Genomic DNA, 25,989 nt, shown 5'->3' on the forward strand with positions numbered 1-25,989 from the left:
CTGTTCCGGGGCGCAGTCCGTCGGCCGTTCCGCGCCTTGGATTGGGAGCGCTCCCAATTCTGGTGGGGAACGGACGCGCCGCGTGTGGTCCCCCGGACTCCGGGGTCCTCCCGACCGGCGGCGGGGAGCAGCCCCCGGCTCCCCGCCGCCTCCCGCGGCGGCCGCAGGTGAAGAGCAAGGGAAGAGAGGAAGCTCATGCCCGTACCCCCCACCGTCCGCCCGCGACGGAGATCCCCGCTGCGCGCGGCGGCCGCCGCGCTCCTGGGACTCACGATGGCGGCGGTCCCGGCCGTCACCGCCGCCGCCTCCGGCGGCGACCCCGGGACGGCCGCCGCGGCGGCCGTCCCCCAGGAGGACTGGCTGCACACCGAGGGCAACCAGATCGTCGACGAGGCCGGCAGACCCGTCTGGCTGACGGGCACCAACTGGTTCGGCTTCAACACCTCCGAGCGCGTGTTCCACGGACTGTGGACCGCCAACATCGAGACCGTCACCCGGCAGATGGCCGAACGCGGCATCAACATCGTCCGGGTGCCCGTCTCCACCCAGCTGCTGCTCGAGTGGAGGGCGGGGGACCTGCCGCCGGCCACGGGAATCAACCTCTCCGCCAACCCCGAACTCGAAGGCATGACCACCCTGGAGATCTTCGAGTACTGGCTCGATCTGTGCGAGCAGTACGGGCTCAAGGTCATGCTGGACGCCCACAGCCCGGACGCGGACAACACCGGGCACATCTACCCGGTCTGGTGGAAGGGCTCCATCACACCCGAGCTGTTCTACCAGTCGTGGGAGTGGGCCGCCGAGCGGTACAAGGACAACGACACCGTCGTCGCGATGGACATCGAGAACGAGCCGCACGGCCAGTTCGACGACTCCCCGCGCGCCAAGTGGGACGGCAGCGAGGACGTCGACAACTTCAAGCACGCCTGCGAGACGGCCGGCCGGCGCATCCTGGACATCAACCCCAAGGTGCTCATCCTGTGCGAGGGGATCGAGACCTATCCCAAGGACGGGAAGAGCTGGGACTCCGAGGACCCCAAGGCCTTCCACAACAACTGGTGGGGCGGCAACCTGCGCGGTGTGCGCGACCACCCGGTGGACCTCGGCGAGCACCAGGACCAGCTCCTCTACTCCCCGCACGACTACGGCCCGCTGGTCCACCTGCAGCCGTGGTTCGAGGGGGAGTGGAACCGGGAGACGCTCGAAGCGGACGTGTGGGACCCCAACTGGCTCTACCTGCACAAGGAGAACACCTCCCCGCTGCTCATCGGCGAGTGGGGCGGCTTCCTGGACGGCGGGCCCAACCAGAAGTGGATGACGGCGCTCCGGTCCCTGATCACCGAGGAACGGCTGCACCACACCTTCTGGGTCCTCAACCCGAACTCGGGTGACACCGGGGGGCTGCTGAACAGCGACTGGACCACGTGGGACGAGGAGAAGTACGAGTTCCTGAAGCCGGCTCTGTGGCAGCAGGACGGCAAGTTCGTCAGCCTCGACCACCAGGTGCCCCTGGGCGGTGCGGACAGCACCACCGGCATCAGCCTGGCCGAGGCCTCCGGCGAGCAGCCCGGACCCGACACCGAGGCGCCCACGGCGCCCGGCGGCCTCGCCGCGCAGGCGACGGCCTCCCGGGTCTCCCTGAGCTGGCGGCCGGCCACCGACAACGTACGGGTCGTCGACTACAGCGTGCACCGCGACGGCGTCGAGGTGGCGAGCGGAGTGCGGGGCACCTCCTTCACCGACGGTGGCCTCGACGCCGAGACCGAGTACGTCTACACGGTGCGGGCCCGCGACGCCGCGGGCAACGTGTCGGCGGCGTCCGCCCCGCTGACCGTCACCACCGGGGCGCCCGGTGTGCCCAGCGGTGACCTGACGGTCCTGCACCGCAACAGCGACGACCCCCGGGACAACGCGATACGGCCGCACCTGAAGGTCGTCAACAGCGGCGACCGGCAGATCGACCTGGCCGATGTCACGGTGCGCTACTGGTTCACCCGGGACGGCGGCTCCTCCGTGGGCGCGTGGTGCGACTGGGCCGTCGTGGGATGCTCCGGCCTGGAGCTGCGCGTGGTCGAGCTCGACATCCCCGTGGACGGGGCGGACGCCTACCTCGAGGTCGGCTTCACCGGAGGCGGCCTCGCCCCCGGCGCGGACACCGGGGACATCCAGCTCCGGATGAGCAAGGCCGACTGGTCGGCGTTCGACGAGACGGACGACCACAGCCACGCCACCTCCGCCTCCTACACCGAGGCTCCGGCGATCACCGCCTCCCTCGCCGGGGACGCCGCGTGGGGCGCCGAGCCGCACTGACCGGTGCCGTGAGCGCTGCCGGGTGACGCCGAGCCGCCCGCCGGCGCCCCGCCCCCGCCTCTCCCGGCGGGGGCGGGGCGCCGGACCGAACGCGCGTCCACCCGTGTCCCGCCGTCCGCGGGAGTGTCCGCCGTGCTTGCTTTGAGGGTGTGATCAGTGCAATCCGCGCCCGTGTCCTGCCCGCCTCCCAGCGCCGCTCGATGGACGAGCTGGCCCAGGCCCTGGATCTGTCCGTCGGGGACGCCGCCTCCAAACGCTCGGCCTTCTGGACGATGCTGACGCTGTCCTCGGTGATCGCGGGCGGCGGAGTGCTCACGGACTCGGCGGCGACCGTGATCGGGGCGATGATCATCGCTCCCCTGTCCACGCCGATCATGGGCATCGCCCTGGGGTCGGTGCGGCGCCGCCGCACCGGATCGGTCAGGGTCGTCATCCTGGCGGGCCTGCTGGTGGTCGTGCTCGGGATGGCCATGTCGGCGCCTCTGCCCGACGACTACGACCTGCTGTCCAACAGCCAGATCTCCTCGCGCACCTCACCGGGTCTGATGGACCTGGTCGCCGCCCTGGCCACCGGCTTCGCCGGCGCGGTGGCCCAGGCCCGCCGGGACGTCGGCGCCGTGCTGCCCGGCGTGGCGATCGCCATCTCCCTCGTCCCGCCCCTGACGGTGGTGGGGGTGTGCCTGGGACATTTGTCCGGATGGCTCGCGCTGGGCGCGCTGGTGCTGTTCGTCTCCAACCTCTTCGCCCTGGTCTTCGGCGGGATGGTGGTCTTCGCCTCGCTCGGCTACGGCACGGAGGCGGGCCGGGCCTCCGGGCGTCCGGCCCGCCGCACGTACGCCGCCATGGCCCTGCTGTTCACCGTCGTGTTCGTGCCGCTGACGGCCAACACGGCCCTCACGTTCCTGCTCAACACCTGGACCGGCCGGACCAAGGACGCGGCGCGGCAGTGGCTCGCCGACGAGCCCGGCGCGTCCGTCACGAAAGTCGACGCGGTCTCCCGCACGATGCACGTCCACGTCCGTGTGCCCGGAGAGCTCCCGCCGGTTCGGTCCCTGCTCGACCGGCTGGAGGGACGGATCCCCGACGGCGTCCCCGTCGTGGTGGACGCCTCACGCGGCAGGCGTGTCGACGCCGGGGTGGTCGGTGACTGAACACCGCCCCACACCGCCCCGCACCGTGCCCGCGAGCCGAGACGATCGCGTATGAACGTGAGCCCGGCGGCCATGGAGCGTCCGCCGGGCTCGGACTTCAATGGAGCCGTGAACATCCAGGGAAACGACACCACCCCCATCCTCGTCGTCGGCGGCACCGGCAAGACCGGACGGCGGGTGGCCGACCGCCTCCGGGCGCTCGGCCGCCCCGTACGTCCCGCCTCCCGCAGCGGCGGGACCACCTTCGTCTGGGAGGACGAGAGCACCTGGCCGGCCGCGCTGGACGGGGCCCGCGCCGCCTACGTGACCTACTACCCCGACCTCGCCTTCCCCGGGGCGAAGGAGGCCGTCGGGCGGTTCGCGGCCCTCGCCGTCGAGCGGGGGGTGCGCCGCCTGGTGCTGCTCTCCGGCCGGGGCGAGGAGGGCGCGGCCGCCAGTGAGGAGGCGTTCAAGGCCTCCGGCTGCGACTGGACCCTCGTGCGGGCCGACTGGTTCAACCAGAACTTCAGCGAGGACTTCTTCCTCGGCCCGGTCCGCTCGGGCGAGCTGGCGCTGCCCGCCGGGGACGCCGTCGAGCCGTTCGTCGACGCCGACGACATCGCCGACGTCGTCGTCGCCGCACTCACCGACGACCGGCACATCGGCAGGACCTACGAGCTGTCCGGCCCCCGGCCGCTGAGCTTCCACGACGCGGCCCGCGAACTGTCGGCGGCCACCGGCCGCACCATCACCTACACTCCGGTCGGCGCCGACGACTACCGTGCGATGCTGCGGGAGGCGGGCGCGCCGGAGGAGTTCGCGGACCTGTTCACCCTCATCACCGACGGCCGCAACGCCGGTGTGGTGCACGGCGTCCGCGAGGTGCTCGGGCGGGAGCCCAAGGACTTCTCGCGGTACGCCGGGGAGACCGCGGCCACCGGGGTCTGGGACGCCTGACCGGGCGGCGGGAGGCGGGAGGCGAGCGCTGTGGACACGATCGGCGGACTGCTGGGGAGCCCCCGGGCCAGGGGCGCCTTCCTGCTGAAGTCGGTGTTCAACCCGCCGTGGGGGCTGCGCGTCGAGGACCGCGCGCCCCTGTCGCTGGTCACCGTGCTGCACGGCTCGGCGTGGGTGCTGCGCGAGGGCCGCGAGCCGGCGCGGCTGGCGGCGGGGGACGTGGCGGTCCTGCGCGGGCCCGACCCGTACACGCTCGCCGACGACCCGGCGACGCCGCCGGGCATCACGGTCGGCCCCGGACAGCGCTGCGGCACCGCCGAGGGGGAGGACCTCACCGAGGCGATGTCCCTGGGGGTGCGCACCTGGGGCCAGCCGCACCGCGCGGGGTCGACCGTGATGCTCAGCGGCACCTACCAGGCGCCCGGCGAGGTCGGGCGCAGACTGCTCGACGGTCTGCCCGCCCTGCTGCTGCGGCCCGCCTCGGCCGCGCGCACCCCGCTGATCGGCATGCTGGCCGCCGAGGTGGACAAGGAGGAGATCGGCCAGGAGGTGGTCCTGGACCGGCTTCTCGACCTGCTGCTCATCGACGTCCTGCGCTCCTGGCTCGCGGAGCCCGGCACCGGCGCGCCGCCCTGGTTCCGGGCCCAGGGCGACCCGGTGGTGGGGCAGGCCCTGAGACTGCTGCACGAGCGGCCCGGCGAGCCGTGGACGGTCGCCTCGCTCGCCTCCGCCGCCGGGATCTCCCGGGCGGCGCTGGCCCGCCGCTTCACCGAACTCGTCGGCGAGCCGCCGATGTCCTACCTGACCGGGTGGCGGCTGACGCTCGCCGCCGAACTGCTGCGCGACCCCGAGCTGTCCGTCGCAGGCATCGCCCGGCGGGTGGGCTACTCGGGCCCGTTCGCCCTGAGCACCGCGTTCAAGCGGGAACGCGGCGTCAGCCCGCGGGAGTTCCGCCGGGGGGAGCGGCCCGGCGAGGCCGCGGACACCTGCTCCGACGAACGGACGGTCGTCCTCGAGGGCCGCTCCCGGGCATGACCTCGCCCCGCCGTGCCGGCGGCCGCCGCGCCTGCCGCGCCGCCGGCACGGAAAGAGGAACACGGCGCCTCTCGCCGCGAGGGCCCTGCCCGCGTCGAGCACGCCGCCTTCCCCTCTATGCCCGTATGAAGGCCCGGGGGATCCTCTGTGAATTCCGCCTGAAAAGTGGAGCCGTCGGCCATGTCGTGCTCGGCTTCACGGCTTCGCCTCCGCCGGGCGGGCGGAGAAACAAAACGCCCAAAAGGTGAGTGACAGGGAAATATGCCCGCGATAGCGAAATGGCCCGACTTTCGAAAAGCGGCATCAGGATGCGCGGTGCTAAGATCGGCGCGCTTGCCCGCCAGCGCCTTGCTCGCCGGATCCAGGCCGCCAAGTGCGCAGTGAGGGCAAGTTCCTGACGGTGCGGAACGACCGGATCCGCAGCGGCTACGCTTGGCGGTGCTGAGCACGCAGCGGGCGCGGCGGGGGGATCGCGGCGTGCCGGTGCGCTTCTGCGTTTCCCGCGATACAGGCGAAGCGCGGTTTCACTCATGGCCCCTCGTTAAACGAAGAGAGCTCATGGCACATTACTTCACGGACCCAGTCTTCTGGGTTCTTGCTGCTGTGGCGCTTGTCGCCACGGCCGTACTCCTTCTGAGCAGACGGCGCGCCCGGCAATTGGCCAGTGATTTAAAGCTGAAGAACAACCGTATCGGGGAGCTGGAGAGGGGACTGGCGGAAACCCGGGAACGACTCGCCAGGGCAGAGGAGAGCGCCGAGGAGGCCGCCAGGGAGGTCAGGGAGGTCACCGACGGAAAGATCTCCGCGGTCCTCAAGTCCGCCATGCAGACCCTCCGTCTCCTCGCCGGCGAGCAGCAGCTCATGCTGGACCGGCTGGAACAGGAGTACGGCGGCCACAAGATCCTGCAGTCACTGCTGGAGGTGGACCGCGCCAACGCCCAGTTCGCCCGTCGCGCCCTGGGCATCACGATCCTGTGCGGCGGGTTCCCCGGGCGGCGCAGGGAGCCCGCGTCGGTCCATGATGTGATCCGCAGCGCCCAGGGCCAGATCGGTCCCTTCGACCGGGTTCAGATCCGCTCCCAGAGCAACTTCGCCATCGTCCCCGCCGCGGTGGACGGTGTCGCCCTGGCCGTCGCCGAGCTGCTCGCCAACGCCGCGAGCTACTCGCGCCCCGAGAGCACGATCGAGGTGAACCTCCAGCCCGTCCACCAGGGGCTGTGCATCGTCATCGACGACGCCGGCCCGGGCCTGAGCCCGGAGAGGAAGCAGAAGGCCGCGGAACTCCTCTCGGGCGAGTACCGGCCCGGTCTGTCCGAACTCGGCAACCCTCCGCAGTTCGGATTCCCCGTGGTGGCCGAACTGGCGCGCCGCTTCGGCTTCGCCGTGGACGTCAGCACCACCTCACCCTTCGGCGGTGCGCGGGCGATCGTGCGCGTTCCCGAGGGGCTCCTGACGACGGAGTACACCGAGCGGAGGAGCGCACCCGCCATGGCAGCCACCCCGCAGAACGCCCCTGCCCCGCAGAACCCCTCCGGCGACCGCACCGCCAACGGCCTGCCCAAGCGGGGCGAACGCAAGGCCCCCATCACCCTCGTGCACACCACCTCCGCGGAGGGCGGCAGACAGCCCGGGCAGAACGTGGAGTCCGCCGCCGCCAGGATGGCGGCGCTGCAGAGAGGCACGCGGACGGGCCGACAGCTCCCCGTGACGAATCAGGAAGGGCAGGAGTCTTGATGCAGGAAGACCTGTCATGGATGCTCGCGAACATCCTGAAGGTGCCCGGCGCGCGGCACGCGCTGCTCGTCTCGGCCGACGGTCTCAAGCGAGGCATGACCGAGACCCTTCACCCCGATCTGGCCGACCGGACGGCCGCGGCGATGAGCGCCCTGCAGTCGATCAGCCGCTCCACGGCGGGCTTCGTGGGCACCGAGGGGGAGTCGCAGTGGCGCCAGACGGTGGTCGAGTTCGACCACGGATGGCTGTTCCTCGTGGCGGCCGGCAGCGGGGCCTACCTGGCCGTCTCGGCCTCGACGGACGTCGACATGGAAGGGATCACCTTCCGCATGCACCAGCTCGTGCAGAGCCTCGGTGAAGAGATGACCGCCCCGCCTCGCGAGATGGCTGATGGAACGTGAGCACTGAAGACCCGGCCTTCGAGCCGACCGGAAGATTAGTACGTCCCTACGTCATCACGGGCGGCCGTGAGATTCCCTCCGAACGGGAGTTCTCGGTGACGACACTGATCACGGCCGCCGATGACGCCTCCGACAGATGGGTGACGTCCCCGGAGAGCCGCCGCGTGCTGGAACTGTGCATGGGCGGCTACCTCTCGGTCGTCGAGATCGCCGGGTACCTCGGCCTCCCCCTGGGGATCGTGCGCGGGCTGCTCGCCGAACTGGCCGAAAAAGGCATGATCCTGACCCGTGCTCCGGTGCCGAGTGCCGAGCGCGTCCCCAGACAACTTCTCGAGGATGTACTGCATGGCCTCCGTGCTCGATTCGCCTGACCGTGGGCCGGTCCACCTGGGCCGGTCCGTCCGGACGACGGTGAAGATCCTGGTCGTCGGTCACTTCGGTGTCGGCAAGACCACCTTCGTCGGCAGCATCTCCGAGATCGAGCCGCTGCGCACCGAGGAACTGATCACGGAGGCCAGCGCCGGCGTGGACGACCTCGCCGGCACGCCGGACAAGACGACGACCACGGTCGCCCTGGACTTCGGCCGCCTCACCCTCAGCGAGGAACTGGTCCTGTACCTGTTCGGGACCCCCGGGCAGCAGCGCTTCCAGCAACTGTGGGAGGACCTCTCGATCGGGGCCCTGGGCGCGCTGCTGCTGGTCGACCCGGAGCGGCTGGGCGAGTCCTTCCCCGTCCTGGACCTCGTGGAGCAGTACGGACTCCCGTGCGCGGTCGGGGTGAACCGCTTCGACGGATCCCCCTCCTACGCCGCCGAAGAGGTCCGCGAGGCGCTCAACCTGCCCGACGACGTGCCCGTGGTCTCCTGCGACGTCCGGGACCAGGCATCCTCGGCCAACACCCTGATCACTTTCGTGGAGTATCTCCTCTCCCGCACCGACTAGGAGCCCCCCGTGCAGCACCGACCGGACTACCGGCAGCCCCCGCCCGGCTGCCCCGCCCACGGCAGAGTCCCCCTGTACACAACCGAGTTCGGGGACGACCCCGACAGCTACTACGACCACCTGAGGCAGTTCGGGGCCAGCGCGCCCGTGGAGGTGGCGCCCGGCGTCGAAGCGGAACTGGTGACGAGCTACGCGGCCGCGCTGCACATCCTGCAGCACCCCGACACGTTCGTCCGGGACGCACGCCGCTGGCGCGCCCTCAACGAGGGCCGCGTACCGGCCGACAGCCCGGCCCTGCCCATGATGGGCTACCGGCCCAACGCCCTGTTCTCCGACGGAGCCGACCACGCGCGGCTGCGGCAGGTGGCGACCGACGGCCTGGACACCGTGGACCCCCACCAGCTGGGGCGTCACGTGGAGCAGGTCGCCGACTACCTGATCGACCAGATCAGCGGCCGCGGCCGCAGGGCCGACCTCGTGACCGACTACGCCCAGCAGCTGCCCCTGCTGGTCTTCAGCGAACTCTTCGGGTGCCCGCCCGACATCGGCGACGACATCGTCTTCGGCGTCTCCGGCATATTCGAGGGCGGATCCGACGCCGAGCAGGCCAACCAGATCCTCGGGCAGGCCCTGCACAGGCTCGTCACCCTCAAGCGGCGGTCGCCGGGGGCCGACGTCACCTCCCAGATGCTCAGGCACCCCGCGGGCCTCAACGACGACGAGATGGTCAACCAGCTCGTCACGCTGCTGTCGGGAGGCACCGCCCCGCTGACCTCCCTCATCAGCACGGGCATCGCCCTGATGCTCGGCGACGACCGGTACACGGGCACCCAGGTGCTGGTCGAGGACGCCGTCAACGAAGTGCTGTGGAAGTACGCCCCCATCGCCAACTACGCCGTGCACTACCCCGTGCAGGACGTGGAGCTCGACGACAGGCTCCTGCGGGCCGACGACCCCGTGGTGATCAGCTTCGCGGCCGCCAACACCGACCCCGCCGTGACCGAGGACCGCTACGCCCTCAGGGGGCGGGCGTACCTCGCGTTCGGCGCGGGCCCCCACGTGTGCCCCGCCAAGGACCCCGCCAACCTGATCGGGACCAAGGCGATCGAGAGGGTGCTCACCCGCCTGCCCGACATCTCCCTGGGCATCGACTTCGACCGCCTGACCTGGCAGCCGACACCCTGGAGCAGAACACTCACCACCCTGCCCGTCCACTTCACCCCCGCCCCGCCGTCGGCCCGGCAGTCCCAGGCCCGTCCGCGGCAGGCCTCGGCGTCGGCCGCGGAGCCCGCCCACCACACCGCGCCTTCCGTGTCGCAGTCCCACGCGAAGGCCACGCGGTGGAGTTCCTTCCTCAAGTGGCTCACCGGGGCGTGATCTACATAACAGCATGTGACAGAGGGATAATCGCATAGTCATTCTGTGGCACGGGTAGAGACGGCAGGTCTTTCCGACTGTCCGTCATGAAGGAGTGCCCCGCGTGGGATCCGCGACAGCCCCCTCCACCGACCGGCGTTCCGCCGCAGCCCTCATATCCCGCCTGCGGACCGCCGCGGGCCAGAGGGACCCCTACCCCTACTACGCGGAACTCCGGGCGATGGGGGGCATCATCCCGGCGCCGTGGGGAGGACACCTGGTCACCTCGTTCGACCTGGCCGACCGGATCCTGCGCAGCAGGGACTGGCACGTCCCCGACGCCCGGTGGCGTGCCGCCCAGGGAGAGGCGACGCGGTGGAGCGCGGTGTCCTCCCAGGAGATGAGCAAGACCCTGCCCGCGCTCAACCCGCCCGACCACACCCGGGTACGCCGGGTGACCAGCGGCGGGCTCGACCGAAGATCGCTGGAGGGGCTGCGGCGCCCGGTCGCCGACATCACCAGAGGCCTCGTCGACCGGTTCGCCGAACACCTCACCGGCGGAGAGGCGGACTTCGTGCCCCTGGTCGCCGAGGAACTGCCCGTCATGACCGTCGGCCGGTGGCTCGGCCTGCCGGCCGACGACCACCCGCTGCTGCGCGACCTCACCCACGACCAGGTCTTCGCCCAGGAACTCCTCCCCTCCGCCAGCCAGCTCGCGCTGTCCGACGCGGCGACGGCGCAGCTGCGCGGCTACTTCACCGCACTGGTCCGCGAGCGCCGCGCCAGACCCGGATCCGACCCGGTCTCGGCCTGGATCCGGGCCTGGGACGGGATCGAGCCCGACCGGGAGGCAGCCGACGAAGCCGTCTACCACACCACTTTGTTCGTCCTCCTGGCCGCGCTCGAGACGACCTCCACCCTGCTGGCCACCATGGTCCAGCTCCTCCTGGAACGCCCGCGGCAGTGGGAATGGCTGCGCGGCCACCGCGAGCAGGTCCCCGCGGCGGTCGAGGAGGCGCTGCGGTACGACGCGCCCACCCACGTCGCCAGCCGCATCGCGCGCAAGGACCTCACCGTCGCCGGCGTCGACATCCGCGCGGACCAGATGGTGCACCTCATGATCGGCGCCGCCAACCGCGACCCCGCCCACTGCCCCGACCCCGACACCTTCGACGTCCGCCGCAAGGCGGCCCACCTGAGTTTCAGCGGGGGCATCCACTACTGCCTCGGCGCGCCCCTGGCCCGCCTGGAGGCCACGACCCTGCTCACCGCTCTGCTGGAACGTTTCCCCGCCCTCGTCCTCGCCCGCGAGCCCCAGTGGGCCCCGCGGGTCGCCTTCCGCCGCATGCTCACCCTGCCCGTCGCCCTGCCATGAGGTGCCCGTGACCACCCAGATGGAAAACCGGTACAAGACACTCCGCGTCAGCCAGGACGGACCCGTTCTGCATGTCCGCCTGGACAGCCCGGAGACCGGCAACACCCTCACCGCCGCCACCCTCGACGAACTCCTCGCCGTCCTCGGCGCGGTCGGCGACCGCCCCGAGATCCGGGTCCTGGTGCTCTCCGGGGAGGGGGAGCACTTCTGCCTGGGCGCCGACCGGGAGGAGTTCGCCGCCTCCCTGGAGACGGACCCCACCGGGGGCGGGCTCCGGGTGATCGCCGACAAGGCCCGGCGCGTGTGCGAAGCCCTGGACACCACCACCGCGATCACCATCGCACGGGTCCACGGCAAGGTCATCGGCGCCGGCCTCGCCCTCACCGTCTTCTGCGACCTGCGGGCCGGAGCGGACACCACCCGGTTCCGGCTGCCCGAGGTCGCCCTGGGCGTGGCACCGGTGTGGGGCGGTGTCCTGCCCCGGCTGCTCAGCGAGGCCGGAACCGCCAGGATCCGCGAACTCCTCCTCACCTGCGCCCCGTTCGACGCCGAGACGGCACAGGAGATGTCCATCCTCCACAAGACGGTGCCGGCCGACGGCCTCGACGCGGCCGTCGAGGCCTGGGTCAAGCCGCTGCTCCGCCGCCCGCCCGAGTCGCTTCCGCTGGCCAAGGCCGTACTCGGGGCGTACTCCAGGGGCACCCGGCTCGCGGACGCCGGCCTGCTCGACGCCCAGCTGCTGTCCGCGGCCTGCGCCGTCTCCGCCTCCCGGCCCGGGTGAGCCCGGCCGGTCCCGCCGCCGCAGCCCCTACCGGCCCGCCGCACCACAGCGCATCGCGGGCCGGAGGGGGCTGCGGCGGCATCTCGGCCGTCAGATGTCGCGGAAGATGTCGATGCGCGCGCCCACCGAGTTCAGCCGCTCGGCCAGGTCCTCGTAGCCGCGGTTGATGACGTAGACGTTGCGCAGCACCGAGGTGCCCTCGGCGGCCATCATCGCCAGCAGCACGACCACGGCCGGGCGCAGCGCGGGCGGGCACATCATCTCGGCGGCCCGCCAGCGGGTGGGGCCCTCGACCAGGACGCGGTGGGGGTCCAGGAGCTGCAGGCGGCCGCCGAGCCGGTTGAGGTCGGTCAGGTAGATGGCGCGGTTGTCGTAGACCCAGTCGTGGATGAGGGTCTTGCCCTGGGCGCTGGCGGCGATGGCCGCGAAGAAGGGCACGTTGTCGATGTTGATGCCGGGGAACGGCATCGGGTGGATCTTGTCGATCGGCGCCTCCAGCTTGGAGGGCCGCACGGTGAGGTCGACCAGGCGGGTACGGCCGTTGTCGGCGCGGTACTCCGCGCCGCGGTCGTGGTCCAGGCCCATCTCCTCCAGCACGGCCAGCTCGATCTCCAGGAACTCGATCGGCACCCGCCGCACCGTCAGCTCCGACTCGGTGACCACGGCGGCGGCCAGCAGGCTCATCGCCTCCACCGGGTCCTCGGAGGGGGAGTAGTCCACGTCCCGGTCGATGCGGGGGACGCCGTGGACGGTGAGCGTGGTGGTCCCGACCCCCTCCACCCGCACGCCCAGCTGCTCCAGGAAGAAGCACAGGTCCTGGACCATGTAGTTGGAGGAGGCGTTGCGGATGACGGTGGTGCCGTCGTGCCGGGCGGCGGCCAGCAGGGCGTTCTCGGTGACGGTGTCCCCGCGCTCGGTCAGCACGATGGGGCGGGTGGGGCGCACCGAGCGGTCCACCACCGAGTGGTAGGTGCCCTCGGTCGCGGTGACCTCCAGGCCGAAGTGCCGCAGCGCGCTCATGTGCGGCTGCACGGTGCGGGTGCCCAGGTCGCAGCCGCCGGCGTAGGGGATGCGGAAGTGGTCCATGCGGTGCAGCAGGGGACCGAGGAACATGATGATGCTGCGGGTGCGGCGGGCGGCGTCGGCGTCGATGCCGTCCAGGTCCAGCTCGGCCGGCGGGACGATCTCCAGGTCGGCGCCGTCGTTGATCCAGCGGGTGCGCACCCCGATGGAGCCGAGCACCTCCAGGATCCGGTAGACCTCCTCGATCCGGGCGACCCGGCGCAGCACGGTGCGGCCGGAGTTCAGCAGGGAGGCGCACAGCAGGGCGACGCAGGCGTTCTTGCTGGTCTTGACGTCGATCGCGCCGGACAGGCGGCGGCCTCCGACGACCCGCAGATGCATCGGGCCGGAGTAGCCCAGTGAGACGATCTCACTGTCCAGGGCTTCACCGATACGGGCGATCATCTCAAGGCTGATGTTTTGATTGCCGCGCTCGATGCGGTTGACCGCGCTCTGGCTGGTGGCCAGTGCCTCCGCCAGCTGGGCCTGGGTCCAGCCACGGTGCTGGCGGGCGTCGCGGATGAGCTTGCCGATGCGCATGAGGTAGTCGTCGGTCATGTGGTGGATGTTATCTCAGATATGAGATGTCAACATCCGGGGCTTGAGTATGCTTCTGTTTTTCTTCCTACTTTCACCCTTTTATCGGACAAGCGCATGTCCGCCCGTCTCCGCGCCGGTGCTTGGGCGGGGGTGCAGGGGTACCCGGGGCGAGGTGGGGCATGACCGTGGAGCGGCCATGTACTAGAGTTATCTCGACATCGAGATATCTACCGAGAGACGTACCGCCGCCGCGTCCACCGAGGCTTCGCCGGGCGGCCCTCCACTTAGGTGAGCCTGAGCGAAGCGGCCGGGGCCCGGGGCGGCAGGATCGCGGTGGTACGCGCGAACCCATGCACTTGAAGGAGACTGTCGTGTCGGCGAACAGCTTCGACGCCCGCAGCACGCTGCAGGTGGGCGACGAGTCGTACGAGATCTTCCGGCTGGACAAGGTCGAGGGCTCCGCCCGGCTGCCGTACAGCCTGAAGGTCCTCCTGGAGAACCTCCTCCGCACCGAGGACGGCGCGAACATCACCGCCGACCACATCCGGGCGCTGGGCGGCTGGGACTCCCAGGCCCAGCCCAGTCAGGAGATCCAGTTCACGCCGGCCCGCGTGATCATGCAGGACTTCACCGGCGTGCCCTGCGTGGTGGACCTGGCCACCATGCGCGAGGCCGTCAAGGAACTCGGCGGCGACCCGGCGAAGATCAACCCGCTCGCCCCGGCCGAGCTGGTCATCGACCACTCCGTCATCGCCGACAAGTTCGGCACCCCGGAGTCCTTCGCGCAGAACGTCGAGCTGGAGTACGGCCGCAACCGCGAGCGCTACCAGTTCCTGCGCTGGGGCCAGACCGCCTTCGACGAGTTCAAGGTCGTGCCCCCCGGCACCGGCATCGTCCACCAGGTGAACATCGAGCACCTGGCCCGCACCGTCATGGTCCGGGGCGGCCAGGCCTACCCCGACACCCTGGTCGGCACCGACTCGCACACCACCATGGTCAACGGCCTGGGCGTGCTGGGCTGGGGTGTCGGCGGCATCGAGGCCGAGGCCGCGATGCTGGGCCAGCCGGTCTCCATGCTCATCCCGCGCGTGGTCGGCTTCAAGCTGACCGGCGAGCTGCCCGCCGGCACCACCGCCACCGACCTGGTGCTGACCATCACCGAGATGCTCCGCGAGCACGGCGTGGTCGGCAAGTTCGTGGAGTTCTACGGCGAGGGCGTGGCCGCCACCTCGCTGGCCAACCGCGCCACCATCGGCAACATGTCGCCGGAGTTCGGCTCCACCGCCGCGATCTTCCCCGTCGACGGCGAGACCCTGAACTACCTGCGCCTGACCGGCCGCTCCGAGCAGCAGATCGCGCTGGTCGAGGCGTACGCCAAGGAGCAGGGCCTGTGGCTGGACCCGGCCGCCGAGCCGGACTTCTCCGAGAAGCTGGAGCTGGACCTCTCCACGGTCGTGCCCTCCATCGCCGGCCCCAAGCGCCCGCAGGACCGCATCGTCCTGGCCGAGGCCGCCGAGCAGTTCCGCAAGGACGTGCGCAACTACGTCTCCGCCGGCGCCACCGGCGGCGAGGACCGCAAGCCGGGCGTCCCCGCGCAGGAGCAGCCCAAGGGCGTGGCCTCCCCGGTGGACGAGGCGAGCGCCGAGTCCTTCCCGGCCTCCGACGCCCCGGCCTACGGCCACCAGGAGAACGGCTCGGGCGCGCCGCGGCACGCCGACGGCCCGGCCGACGACGCGCCGTCCAACCCGGTCACCGTCACCGCCCCCGACGGCTCGACCTACGAGATCGACCACGGCGCCGTCACCGTCGCCGCGATCACCTCCTGCACCAACACCTCCAACCCCTACGTCATGGTCGCCGCCGCCCTGGTGGCCAAGAAGGCGGTGGAGAAGGGCCTGACCCGCAAGCCGTGGGTCAAGACCACCCTGGCCCCGGGCTCCAAGGTCGTCATGGACTACTACGACCGCGCCGGCCTCACCCCCTACCTGGACAAGCTGGGCTTCAACCTCGTCGGCTACGGCTGCACCACCTGCATCGGCAACTCCGGCCCGCTGCCGGAGGAGGTCTCCAGGGCGGTCAACGAGGGCGACCTGGCCGTGACCTCGGTGCTCTCGGGCAACCGCAACTTCGAGGGCCGCATCAACCCCGACGTCAAGATGAACTACCTGGCGTCCCCGCCGCTGGTCGTCGCGTACGCCATCGCGGGCTCGATGAAGGTGGACGTCACCCGTGAGCCGCTGGGCACCGACAAGGACGGCGACCCGGTCTTCCTGAAGGACGTGTGGCCCTCCGAGCAGGAGGTCAACGACGTCGTCGCCTCCGCCATCGGCGAGGACATGTTCTCCACCTCCTACCAGGACGTCTTCGCGGGCGACGCCCAGTGGCAGGCGCTGCCGGTGCCCACCGGCGACACCTTCGAGTGGGACCCGCAGTCCACCTACGTGCGCAAGCCCCCGTACTTCGAGGGCATGGGCATGGACCCGGAGCCGGTGCAGGACATCTCCGGCGCCCGCGTCCTGGCCAAGCTGGGAGACTCGGTCACCACCGACCACATCTCCCCGGCGGGCGCCATCAAGGCCGACACCCCGGCCGGCAAGTACCTCACCGAGCACGGTGTGGAGCGCCGCGACTTCAACTCCTACGGCTCGCGCCGAGGCAACCACGAGGTCATGATCCGCGGCACCTTCGCCAACATCCGCCTGCGCAACCAGATCGCGCCGGGCACCGAGGGCGGCTACACCCGCGACTTCACCGTCGACGGCGGGCCGGTCTCCTTCATCTACGACGCCTCCCAGAACTACCAGGCCGCCGGCATCCCGCTGGTCGTCCTGGCGGGCAAGGAGTACGGTTCGGGCTCCTCGCGCGACTGGGCGGCCAAGGGCACCGCGCTGCTGGGCGTCAAGGCCGTCATCGCCGAGAGCTACGAGCGCATCCACCGCTCGAACCTGATCGGCATGGGCGTGCTGCCGCTGCAGTTCCCCGAGGGGCAGTCGGCCGAGTCGCTGGGCCTGACGGGTGAGGAGACCTTCTCCGTCAGCGGCATCACCGCGCTGAACGAGGGCGGCATCCCGGGGACGGTGAAGGTGACCACCGACACCGGCGTGGAGTTCGACGCCACGGTGCGCATCGACACCCCCGGCGAGGCGGACTACTACCGCAACGGCGGCATCATGCAGTACGTGCTGCGCTCGCTGATCCGCAAGTGATCCGCGAGTGATCCGCGGCGGACAGCGGCCCGGACGGCGGCGTTCAAGCGGTGACGGCGGGGCCGTACCTCCCTTGGTGGGAGGTGCGGCCCCGCCGCGTTTCCCGGAGGTCTCAACTCGGGAAAGACTGGCACCCGAACGCGCACCGATCTTGCCCCCCGGAAGGAGAGTGGACTATACCTGTCGGCGTCCGAGCGGTCATATGAGAAGACGAAGGCTCGAAAGTCGTGGCTCCCGAGGAGGAAGGGCGCGGACCAGGCCCGGCGCGGCTTCGTGCAACCGGCGTTACATCCCGCACAACTCAGCTTCAACTCGCAAGCGGCGCACGGTAGTTCCGGCGCACCGCCGGAGTCCTTTACAGAAGGCGAGGACTTGAGCATGGGATCCACCGATGTCAACCGTCGTGATCTGATCAAGCGGGCCACCGCGGCCGGTCTGATCGCCGTCCCCGCCATGAGCGCGCTCTCCGCCTGCGCCACCAGCGACGGCGGCGGCGACAACGAGGTCGCCAAGGGCCAGAAGACCAAGGACAACCCGCTGGGCGTCAACAAGGACGCCGGCCTGGACTTCGTTATCTTCGACGGCGGCTTCGGCACCCAGTACGGCAAGGACGCCGCGAAGATCTACGAGAAGAGCTACGGCAAGGTCAAGCTCACCGCCACCCAGAAGATCCGCTCGGTCCTCCAGCCCAGAATGGTCGGCGGCAACCCGCCCGACCTCATCGACAACTCCGGCGCCGAGCAGATGGACGCGGCCACCCTGATCGCCAAGGACCAGCTCGTCGAGCTGAGCCCCCTGCTGGACGCCCCCTCCGTCGACGACCCGGACACCAAGGTCCGCGACACCCTCCTGCCGGGCACCATCGAGATGGGCCAGTACGGCGACGAGAAGGTCTGGCGCCTGAACTACGCCTACACCGTCTACGGCCAGTGGTACTCGAAGAAGCTGCTGGCCGACAACGACTGGGAGTACCCCAGGACCTGGGACGAGATGCTCGCCCTGTGCGCCAAGGCCAAGAAGAAGGGCATCGCGGGCTGGACGTACGCCGGCCAGCACCCGTACTACATCCCCTTCACCCTCTACCCGTTCATCGGGAAGATCGGCGGCCGGGAGGTCCTGGACGCCATCGACAACCTGGAGCCGAACGCCTGGAAGCACGGTGCGGTCAAGAGCGCCTTCGAGGCCTACCACGAGCTGTCGGCCAAGGGCTACATCCTGCGGGGCACCCCCGGCCTGGACCACATCCAGTCCCAGACCCAGTGGACCAAGGGCAAGTGCCTCTTCATCCCCAACGGCTCCTGGGTGGAGAACGAGGCCGCCGACACCACGCCCGCCGACTTCGACATGGCCTGCGGCGCGGTCACCGGACTGGACGACTCCGACAAGATGCCCTTCGGCACCCTGTGGGCGCAGGCCGGCGAGCCGTTCATAGTGCCCGCCCAGGCCAAGAACCCGGCCGGCGGCATGGAACTGCTGCGGATCATGCTGAGCAAGGAGTCGGCGCAGAACTTCTCCAAGCTGGTGAAGTCGCTGACCTGCGTGGCCGGCGCCACCGACGGCATGAAGATGTCCCCCGGACTGGCCTCCTCCAGCCAGGCGCTCAAGGACGCCGGGGACAACGTGGTCAACCCACGCATCTTCGACTGGTACCAGACCCTCCACAAGGAGCAGATCGGCTCGGTGCTCGCCGAGCTGCTGGCCGGCCGGATGAAGCCCGCCGAGGCCATGAACAAGTGCCAGGAGTACGCCGACCGGACGGCCCGGGACGACTCCGTCAGGAAGTACAGGCACGCGTGAGCCGGACCCCCGCCGGGTCCGCGCCGGGGACGGCCCGGGCGCGGACCGGGCACGGGCGCAGCAGCCGGAAGAACCGGAACAGCCGGAAGGCGGAGATGGGACGAGGGCGGCATGGCCAGTGACAGCCCGGCGGTTGCCGAGGCCACCGAGCAAGCGGCGTCCCCGCCGGGAAGGCCCGGCGGAGGCCGCGGGGAGCGGCGCGTCTCCCCCCACCACCGGACCTATCTGAAGTACCGGTTCATCGCCGGCTTCCTCGCGGTGCCCCTGGTGCTCTACGGCGTCCTGGTCGTGTCGCCGTTCTTCCAGACGTTCTACTACTCGCTCACCGACTGGACGGGCCTGAGCAGCGACTTCTCCTTCGTCGGGCTGGACAACTTCAGCCGCCTGACGGAGGACGAGATCTTCCGCAAGGCGCTGTGGCACAACGTCCTGCTGCTGCTGGTCCTGCCCGTCATCACCCTCGGACTGGGCCTGTTCTTCGCCTTCATGCTCAACGTCGGCGGCCGGCACCGGCGGGGCGAGGCCGTGGCGGGGGTGCGCGGCTCGCGCTTCTACAAGATCGTCTACTTCTTCCCGCAGGCGCTGTCGATCGCGATCGTCGTGGTGCTGTGGAAGTACATCTTCAACCCCGCCGGCGGCCTGCTCAACGGCATACTGTCGGCCGTCGGCCTGGAGGAGTGGCAGCAGAGCTGGCTCGGCGACCCCCGGCTGGCCTTCTGGTGCGTCGTGATCGTGATGGTGTGGGCGAACGTCGGCTTCTACGTCGTCCTGTTCTCCGCGGCGATGGGCTCCATCCCCCGCGAGATCTACGAGGCGACGCTGCTGGACGGCGCAGGCCGGACGACCACGTTCTTCCGCGTCACCCTGCCGCTGATGCGCGACACCGTGCAGACCGGCTGGGTGTACATGGGCATCATGGCGCTCGACGCCTTCGCCGTGGTGCACATCCTGACGGTGAACGCGGGCGGCCCCGCCTACTCGACCATCGTCGCGCCGGTCTACCTCTACAACAAGGCGTTCCAGGACGGACAGGCCGGCTACGCGACCGCCGTCGCCGTCGCCCTGCTGATCGTCACCATGGTCTTCTCCGTGGCGGCGATGGCGTTCGGGCGGAGCAAGGACCGGATCGAGTTCTGACAGGCCAGCGGGAGAACCAGCCATGACCACTGCCGAACCGTCGCCCTCCCTCAGGCCGGGGGACCCCGAGGAGACCGCCGCGGCCCTCACCAAGGGCACAGCCGGCCCGCGGCGACCCGCGAACGCGCCCGGCGGGGGCGCCGGGCGGGACGGGGGCGGCACGGAGGGACGCACCCTCAACGCCTTCTCGCACGCCTTCCTGGTGCTGTGGGCCGTGATGGCCGCCGGGCCCCTGCTGTGGGCGGTGATGAACTCCTTCAAGTCCTCCGGCGCCATCCTGGAGGACCCCTGGTCGCTGCCGGTCAAGCTGAACTGGGAGAACTGGTCCTTCGCCTGGAACGAGGCGAACATCGGCCAGTACACGATCAACTCGGTGATCGTGGTGGGCGGTTCGGTGGCCGGCACCATGCTGCTGGGCTCGATGGTGGCCTACGTCCTGGCCCGCTACGACTTCCCCGGCAACCGGCTGGTGTACTTCCTGTTCGTCGGCGGCATGGCCTTCCCGATCATCGTCGCCCTGGTGCCGCTGTTCTTCGTGATGAAGAACTTCGCGCTGCTGGACACCTACCACGGCCTGATCCTGGTCTACATCGCCTACTCGCTGCCGTTCACCGTCTTCTTCATGTCGGCCTTCTTCCGCACCCTGCCCTCCTCCATCGCGGAGGCCGCCGAGATCGACGGCGCCTCGCACAGCCGGATCTTCTTCCAGGTCATGCTGCCGATGGCCAAGCCCGGCCTGATAAGCGTGGGGATCTTCAACTTCCTGGGGCAGTGGAACCAGTACCTCATCCCCCAGGTGGTGCACGTGGGCGACGCCGACAAGTACGTGCTCACCCAGGGCCTGGCCAACCTGGCGGCCCAGACCGGCTACCGCGGCAACTGGGGCGGGCTCTTCGCCGGCCTGACCCTGGCCGTGCTGCCCATCCTCGTCGTCTACGTCGTCTTCCAGCGCCAGGTGCAGGCGGGACTGACCGCGGGCGCGCTGAAGTAGGCCCGGCCCCCGCCACCCGCCCCGGGGCGGCCACCGCACACCGGTGGCCGCCCCGGGGTCTCTCCGTGCGCTCGGACGGTCACCTTCCGTGCGCGTGTAACATCCGAGCGCCCACCCCGCTCAAGGTCTTGACGGGAGAGAACGCTTCAGGCTGTCCTTATGGTTCACGTGTTGGAGACAAGCCGCACCCCGTCGGCGTGGTGCGGCCTACGGGCAGGTCGTCGAGCCGCCCGTCGAGGCGGGAGTGGATGAGTCGTGGAGACTCCGGGGTCGCAGTCCTCTCTGCACCGGGCCAATCTGGAACGGGTGGTACGAGCCGTGCGCATCGCGGGCTCGCTCACCCAGGCGGAGATCGCGCGGACCACGGGGCTGTCGGCCGCGACGGTCTCCAACATCGTCCGGGAGCTCAAGGACAACGGCACGGTCGAGGTCACCCCGACCTCCGCCGGAGGGCGCCGGGCCCGCAGCGTCTCGCTGTCGGGGGACGCCGGGATCGTCGTCGGCGTCGACTTCGGCCACTCCCACCTGCGCGTGGCCGTCGGCAACCTGGCCCACCAGGTGCTCGCCGAGGAGTCCGAGCCCATCGACGTGGACGCCTCCGCCTCCCAGGGCTTCGACCGGGCCGAGCGGCTGGTGGCACGGCTGATCGAGGTGACCGGCTTCCGCCGCGAGAAGGTCATCGGGATGGGCCTGGGCGTCCCCGGCCCGATCGACGTCGAGACCGGCGTGCTGGGCTCCAGCACCATCCTGCCGGGCTGGGCCGGGACCAATCCGCGCGAGGAGTTGTCCTCACGGCTCGGCGTGGAGGTCCACGTCGACAACGACGCCAACCTCGGCGCGCTGGGCGAGCTGGTGTGGGGCAGCGGGCGCGGCGCGCGGGACCTGGCGTACATCAAGGTCGCCAGCGGCGTCGGCGCGGGCCTGGTGATCGACGGCCAGATCTACCGGGGCCCCGGCGGCACCGCGGGTGAGATCGGCCACATCACGCTGGACGAGTCCGGCCCGGTGTGCCGGTGCGGCAACCGCGGCTGCCTGGAGACCTTCACCGCGGCCCGCTACGTCCTGCCGCTGCTGCACTCCAGCCACGGTCCCGATCTGACCATGCCCGAGATGGTCAGGCTCGCCCGCTCCGGCGACCTGGGCTGCCGCCGGGTGGTGGCCGACGTCGGGCGCCATGTGGGCAGCGGTGTCGCGAACCTGTGCAATCTGCTCAATCCCAGCCGGGTCGTGCTCGGCGGCGATCTGGCCGAGGCCGGCGAGCTGGTGCTCGACCCGATCCGCGACTCGGTCTCCCGGTACGCCATCCCCAGCGCGGCCCGGCAGCTGACGGTGGTGCCCGGCGCGCTGGGCGGCCGCGCGGAGGTGCTGGGCGCGCTGGCGCTGGTGCTGAGCGAGATGGGCGACTCCACGCTGCTGGACGGTTCGCTGAACGGCTCGCCGGGCGGGGCCGCCGGGCGCGTGCCGGCCGTCGCCGCGTCCGCCGGGGCCTGACGGGCCCCGGTCGGGAGCGGGCCGGGAGCGCGGAAAACAAGCGAAGAGAGGGACGGGACGAACGGGGGCCAAAGGGGCCTCCGTGCCTGTGCCATGCCGGCGAGAGCGCTCTCGCCGCCACTCTGTGTTCACCTTGTTCACGCATGGCATCGTTGCTGTCTCGTTAAGAATTTACTTCTTGACGGCAGGTGTTACTGCGAGTTGACTTCCTGCCACCTCGGCCGCAGTGACGCGGCCTCGTCAGGGAGGTTTCTGTATGAACACGCAACTGCGCCGTGCCGCCGTGGCCGTGGCCGCAACCGCCATGGCCGTCTCGCTCGCCGCCTGCGGCAGCGCCAAGGAAGCCGGAGGCGGCGCCTCGGACGGCGACGACAAGAAGAAGGACGGCCCGCTGACCATCGGCCTGCTGCTGCCGGAGGACCAGACGGCCCGTTACGAGAACTTCGACAAGCCGCTCATAGAGAAGAGAATCAAGGAGCTCTGCTCCGACTGCGAGATCAGCTACGTCAACGCCAAGGAGGACGCGTCGACGCAGCAGCAGCAGATGAACTCGATGATCACCAAGAAGGTGGACGCGATCATCCTGGACGCGGTGGACGCCAAGTCCATCGCCGGTTCCGTCAACAAGGCCGACCAGGCCGGCATCCCGGTCGTCGCCTACGACCGCCTCGCCGAGGGCCCGATCTCCGCCTACACCTCCTTCGACAACGAGCAGGTCGGCAAGGTCCAGGGCACCGCCCTGCTGGAGAAGCTCGGCGACAAGGCCGAGGACGGCCAGATCGTCATGATGAACGGGTCGCCGACCGACCCCAACGCGGCCATGTTCAAGAAGGGCGCCAAGTCCGTCCTGGACGGCAAGGTCAAGGTGGGCAAGTCCTACGACACCACCGGCTGGAAGCCCGAAGAGGCCAACAAGAACATGAGCGGCGCCATCGCCTCCCTGGGCAAGGAGAACATCGTCGGCGTCTACTCCGCCAACGACGGCATGGCCGGCGGCATCATCACCGCCCTCAAGAGCGCCGGCGTCGACCCGCTGCCGCCGGTCACCGGCCAGGACGCCGAACTGGCGGGCGTCCAGCGCATCATCTCCGGCGACCAGTTCATGACGGTCTACAAGCCCTTCCAGCCCGAGGCCTACGCCGCCGCCGAGATGGCCGTCGCCCTGGCCCGCGGCGAGAAGCCGGAGACCGAGACCACCGTCGACAGCGCGACCACCAAGGACGTGCCCGCGACCCTGATCGAGCCGATCGCGGTGACCGTCGACAACCTCAAGGACACCGTCGTCGAGGACGGCCTCTACACGGTGGAGGAGATCTGCACGGCCAAGTACGCCGAGGCGTGCGAGAAGGCCGGTCTGAAGTAACGGTCCGGCACTCCGCCGGCCCACCGGTGCCCGCGCCCCCTCGTCACCCCGCCGGGCGCGGGCGCCGTGCGGTCCCCACCCCCGTTTCGTCCTAGGAGTTGGTTCACGTGTCCGCTACGCCTGTACTGGCGTTGCGCGGAATCTCCAAGCGCTTCGGTGCCGTTCAGGCGCTCACCGACGTCGATCTGGAGGTCCACGCCGGCGAGGTGGTCGCCCTGGTGGGCGACAACGGCGCCGGGAAGTCCACCCTCGTGAAGACGATCGCCGGCGTCGGCCCCGCCGACGAGGGCGTCTTCGAGTGGCAGGGCCGAGCCGTCGAGGTCAACCGGCCGCACGACGCCCAGGAACTGGGCATCGCGACCGTCTACCAGGACCTCGCGCTCTGCGACAACCTCGACGTGGTCGGCAACCTGTTCCTCGGGCGCGAGATCCTGCGCTCCGGCGTCCTCGACGAGATCGAGATGGAGCGCCGCGCCCGGGAACTGCTCGACACCCTGTCGATCCGCATCCCCAGCGTCCGCATCCCCGTCGCCTCCCTCTCCGGCGGCCAGCGGCAGGTCGTCGCCATCGCCCGCTCGATGCTGGGCGAGCCGAGACTCGTCATCCTCGACGAGCCCACCGCGGCCCTCGGCGTCGAGCAGACCGCCCAGGTCCTCGACCTGGTCGAGAGGCTGCGCGAACGCGGCCTGGCCGTCATCCTCATCAGCCACAACATGGCGGACGTCAAGGCGGTCGCCGACAAGGTGGCGGTGCTCCGGCTCGGCCGCAACAACGGCGTCTTCGACGTCGCGAGCACATCCCAGGAAGAGATCATCTCCGCCATCACCGGCGCCACGGAGAACGCCGTGACCCGCCGCAAGGCGCGTACCGCGGGGAGCCGACCGTGAGTGAGACCAAGCTTTCCAAGAACCCCGAGAACTCCGGGGACCCCCGGGCCGCGGCCACCGCCTCCGGAAACGGCGCGGCCGCCCAGGCAGCCACGCCCGCCGTCGACCCCCGGCTGCTCGTGCGCGAGGAGGGCCTGGCGGGCTACTGGACCGACTTCAAGCGGAAGATGCGCACCGGCGAACTGGGCTCCGTCCCCGTCGTCGTCGGCCTGATCCTCATCTGGGCGATCTTCCAGTTCCAGGACTCGGCCTTCCTGTCCGCCGAGAACCTCTCCAACCTGTCGGTCTACATCGTCGGCACCGGACTGATCTCCGTCGGCATCGTCTTCGTGCTGCTGCTGGGCGAGATCGACCTGTCGGTCGGCTCGGTCAGCGGCCTGGCCTCCGCCGTCTTCGCCGTACTCGCCGTCAACAACGGGATGAACGAGTGGCTGGCGGTCGTCCTGGCACTGCTCACCGGCGCCGCGGTCGGAGCCTTCCACGGCTACTTCTTCGCCAGGATCGGTGTCCCCGCCTTCGTCGTCACCCTGGCGGGCCTGCTGGCCTGGAACGGCCTGATGCTGAAGGTGCTGGGCACCGACGGCACCATCAACCTGGACCGCGAGGGCCTGGTCGGCACCCTGTCCAACCACTACTTCACCGACATCGCCGTCGCCTACGGCACCGCGGCGGTCGCGGTCGGCGTCTTCTTCGCCGTCCAGTTCGCCGGCGCCCGGCGCCGCGCCGCGGCCGGCATCCCCGCCCGCCCGCTCAGCGAGATCATCGTGCGCACCGCGGTGCTGGCCCTGCTGGCCTTCGGCGCCGCCCACATGCTCAACCAGTACCGGGGCATGCCGCTGGCGCTGCTGATCTTCCTGGTCGTGCTGGTGGCGCTGGACTTCGTCCTCAAGCGCACCTCCTACGGCCGCAAGGTCTTCGCGCTCGGCGGCAACACCGAGGCGGCGCGCCGCGCCGGCATCAACGTCGAACTGGTGCGCATCTCGGTCTTCTCCGTCGCGGGCACCATGGCCGCCTTCGGCGGACTGATGATCGCCTCCCGCATCCTGGCCGCCAACCAGGGCGCGGGCAGCGGCAACCTCCTGATGGAGGCCATCGCCGCGGCCGTCATCGGCGGCACCAGCCTCTTCGGCGGGCGCGGCTCGGTGTGGTCCGCGCTGCTGGGCATGCTGGTGATCGGCTCGATCGCCAACGGCATGGCCCTGCTGGGCATCGCCGCCGCCATCCAGTACATGATCACGGGCGCGGTGCTGCTGGCCGCGGTCGTCATCGACTCGGTCTCCCGGCGCACCCAGCGCTCGGCGGGCCGGAGCTGACCGCCCACCCGCCCACCCGCCCCTCCGTTCCCGCCCGGTGCCGGGCCCCTCATCCCCAGGGGCCCGGCACCGGCCCTTGTGCGCGGCCGCCCCCACACCGACCGGGGGCCGTTCCCGCGACACACCGCGACACACCCGGACGGCGGCAACGCGGTGGCCGCCGCACGACCGGGCGACCGGA

Annotated in this window: 20 protein-coding genes; 19 read left to right on the forward strand and 1 reads right to left on the reverse strand. The window is 70.6% G+C overall.

The features are described 5' to 3' along the window. The first annotated feature begins 195 nt into the window (after positions 1–195). The 11 genes from IQ279_RS28125 (at position 196) to IQ279_RS19300 (ending at position 12,021) form a co-directional block, all read left to right on the forward strand. Positions 196–2,310, forward strand: coding sequence for a cellulase family glycosylhydrolase (locus IQ279_RS28125; RefSeq protein ID WP_241028380.1), 2,115 nt, complete (start codon positions 196–198; stop codon positions 2,308–2,310). Positions 2,311–2,459: 149 nt separating this feature from the next. Beyond that, a complete protein-coding gene (locus tag IQ279_RS19255; RefSeq protein ID WP_206349956.1) occupies positions 2,460–3,461 on the forward strand; it encodes a DUF389 domain-containing protein in 1,002 nt (333 codons plus the stop codon). A 114-nt stretch (positions 3,462–3,575) separates the two neighbouring features. Then, positions 3,576–4,397 (forward strand): NmrA family NAD(P)-binding protein, encoded by an 822-nt coding sequence (locus tag IQ279_RS19260; protein WP_307792434.1) that lies wholly within the window; start codon positions 3,576–3,578, stop codon positions 4,395–4,397. Between the two features lie 30 nt (positions 4,398–4,427). Next, positions 4,428–5,432 (forward strand): AraC family transcriptional regulator, encoded by a 1,005-nt coding sequence (locus tag IQ279_RS19265; RefSeq protein WP_206349957.1) that lies wholly within the window; start codon positions 4,428–4,430, stop codon positions 5,430–5,432. A 657-nt stretch (positions 5,433–6,089) separates the two neighbouring features. Further along, positions 6,090–7,166, forward strand: a complete 1,077-nt coding sequence (locus IQ279_RS19270; protein ID WP_241028381.1) for an ATP-binding protein — start codon at positions 6,090–6,092, stop codon at positions 7,164–7,166. Continuing rightward, a complete protein-coding gene (locus IQ279_RS19275; RefSeq protein ID WP_206349958.1) occupies positions 7,166–7,567 on the forward strand; it encodes a roadblock/LC7 domain-containing protein in 402 nt (133 codons plus the stop codon). The genes IQ279_RS19270 and IQ279_RS19275 overlap by 1 nt, the downstream gene beginning before the upstream one ends. Next, complete coding sequence (locus IQ279_RS19280) at positions 7,564–7,938, forward strand: DUF742 domain-containing protein (RefSeq protein WP_206349959.1); 375 nt, start codon at positions 7,564–7,566, stop codon at positions 7,936–7,938. The genes IQ279_RS19275 and IQ279_RS19280 overlap by 4 nt, the downstream gene beginning before the upstream one ends. After that, positions 7,922–8,509, forward strand: coding sequence for a GTP-binding protein (locus IQ279_RS19285; RefSeq protein WP_372445182.1), 588 nt, complete (start codon positions 7,922–7,924; stop codon positions 8,507–8,509). Before IQ279_RS19280 ends, IQ279_RS19285 begins: the two co-directional genes overlap by 17 nt. A 9-nt stretch (positions 8,510–8,518) precedes the next feature. Next, a complete protein-coding gene (locus tag IQ279_RS19290) occupies positions 8,519–9,886 on the forward strand; it encodes a cytochrome P450 (protein ID WP_206349960.1) in 1,368 nt (455 codons plus the stop codon). Positions 9,887–9,989: 103 nt separating this feature from the next. After that, on the forward strand, positions 9,990–11,240 hold the full coding sequence (locus tag IQ279_RS19295; protein ID WP_206349961.1) for a cytochrome P450: 1,251 nt from the start codon (positions 9,990–9,992) through the stop codon (positions 11,238–11,240). A 19-nt stretch (positions 11,241–11,259) separates the two neighbouring features. Then, positions 11,260–12,021, forward strand: coding sequence for an enoyl-CoA hydratase/isomerase family protein (locus IQ279_RS19300; RefSeq protein WP_206350029.1), 762 nt, complete (start codon positions 11,260–11,262; stop codon positions 12,019–12,021). A 90-nt stretch (positions 12,022–12,111) separates the two neighbouring features. Here IQ279_RS19300 and IQ279_RS19305 read toward each other — a convergent pair whose 3' ends face one another. Next, positions 12,112–13,641 (reverse strand): helix-turn-helix domain-containing protein, encoded by a 1,530-nt coding sequence (locus IQ279_RS19305; RefSeq protein WP_206349963.1) that lies wholly within the window; start codon positions 13,639–13,641, stop codon positions 12,112–12,114. Between the two features lie 353 nt (positions 13,642–13,994). Here IQ279_RS19305 and IQ279_RS19310 point away from each other — a divergent pair, with 353 nt between their 5' ends. From IQ279_RS19310 to IQ279_RS19345, 8 genes are all read left to right on the forward strand, one after another. Beyond that, positions 13,995–16,829: an aconitate hydratase gene (locus IQ279_RS19310; protein WP_307792431.1), complete on the forward strand. Its 2,835-nt coding sequence runs from the start codon at positions 13,995–13,997 to the stop codon at positions 16,827–16,829. 378 nt (positions 16,830–17,207) lie between these two features. Continuing rightward, positions 17,208–18,626: an N-acetylglucosamine/diacetylchitobiose ABC transporter substrate-binding protein gene (gene ngcE / locus IQ279_RS19315; protein WP_206349967.1), complete on the forward strand. Its 1,419-nt coding sequence runs from the start codon at positions 17,208–17,210 to the stop codon at positions 18,624–18,626. Between the two features lie 111 nt (positions 18,627–18,737). Next, positions 18,738–19,763, forward strand: coding sequence for a carbohydrate ABC transporter permease (locus IQ279_RS19320; RefSeq protein WP_206349969.1), 1,026 nt, complete (start codon positions 18,738–18,740; stop codon positions 19,761–19,763). A gap of 22 nt (positions 19,764–19,785) precedes the next feature. Further along, the gene (locus IQ279_RS19325; RefSeq protein ID WP_206349971.1) at positions 19,786–20,754 is read left to right on the forward strand and encodes a carbohydrate ABC transporter permease; all 969 of its coding nucleotides are present in this window, start codon (positions 19,786–19,788) and stop codon (positions 20,752–20,754) included. A 255-nt stretch (positions 20,755–21,009) separates the two neighbouring features. Continuing rightward, positions 21,010–22,245 (forward strand): ROK family transcriptional regulator, encoded by a 1,236-nt coding sequence (locus IQ279_RS19330; RefSeq protein ID WP_206349973.1) that lies wholly within the window; start codon positions 21,010–21,012, stop codon positions 22,243–22,245. 256 nt (positions 22,246–22,501) lie between these two features. Next, the gene (locus IQ279_RS19335) at positions 22,502–23,608 is read left to right on the forward strand and encodes an ABC transporter substrate-binding protein (RefSeq protein ID WP_206349975.1); all 1,107 of its coding nucleotides are present in this window, start codon (positions 22,502–22,504) and stop codon (positions 23,606–23,608) included. 98 nt (positions 23,609–23,706) lie between these two features. Beyond that, a complete protein-coding gene (locus IQ279_RS19340) occupies positions 23,707–24,495 on the forward strand; it encodes an ATP-binding cassette domain-containing protein (protein WP_206349977.1) in 789 nt (262 codons plus the stop codon). Beyond that, entirely contained in the window at positions 24,492–25,808 is a 1,317-nt protein-coding gene (locus tag IQ279_RS19345; protein WP_307792432.1) for a sugar ABC transporter permease, read from the forward strand. Before IQ279_RS19340 ends, IQ279_RS19345 begins: the two co-directional genes overlap by 4 nt. Positions 25,809–25,989 lie beyond the last annotated feature (181 nt).

The sequence above is a fragment of the Streptomyces verrucosisporus genome (assembly GCF_017114865.1).
In the GTDB taxonomy this organism is placed as follows: domain Bacteria; phylum Actinomycetota; class Actinomycetes; order Streptomycetales; family Streptomycetaceae; genus Streptomyces; species Streptomyces fenghuangensis.

What these genes read in the sequence shown, in the direction of transcription:
- IQ279_RS28125 (WP_241028380.1), top strand. Translation starts at nt 196, where the DNA reads ATGCCCGTACCCCCCACCGTCCGCCCGCGACGGAGATCCCCGCTGCGC.
- IQ279_RS19275 (WP_206349958.1), top strand. Translation starts at nt 7,166, where the DNA reads ATGCAGGAAGACCTGTCATGGATGCTCGCGAACATCCTGAAGGTGCCC.
- IQ279_RS19300 (WP_206350029.1), top strand. Translation starts at nt 11,260, where the DNA reads ATGGAAAACCGGTACAAGACACTCCGCGTCAGCCAGGACGGACCCGTT.
- IQ279_RS19305 (WP_206349963.1), bottom strand. Translation starts at nt 13,641, where the DNA reads ATGACCGACGACTACCTCATGCGCATCGGCAAGCTCATCCGCGACGCC.
- ngcE (WP_206349967.1), top strand. Translation starts at nt 17,208, where the DNA reads ATGGGATCCACCGATGTCAACCGTCGTGATCTGATCAAGCGGGCCACC.
- IQ279_RS19320 (WP_206349969.1), top strand. Translation starts at nt 18,738, where the DNA reads ATGGCCAGTGACAGCCCGGCGGTTGCCGAGGCCACCGAGCAAGCGGCG.
- IQ279_RS19325 (WP_206349971.1), top strand. Translation starts at nt 19,786, where the DNA reads ATGACCACTGCCGAACCGTCGCCCTCCCTCAGGCCGGGGGACCCCGAG.
- IQ279_RS19335 (WP_206349975.1), top strand. Translation starts at nt 22,502, where the DNA reads ATGAACACGCAACTGCGCCGTGCCGCCGTGGCCGTGGCCGCAACCGCC.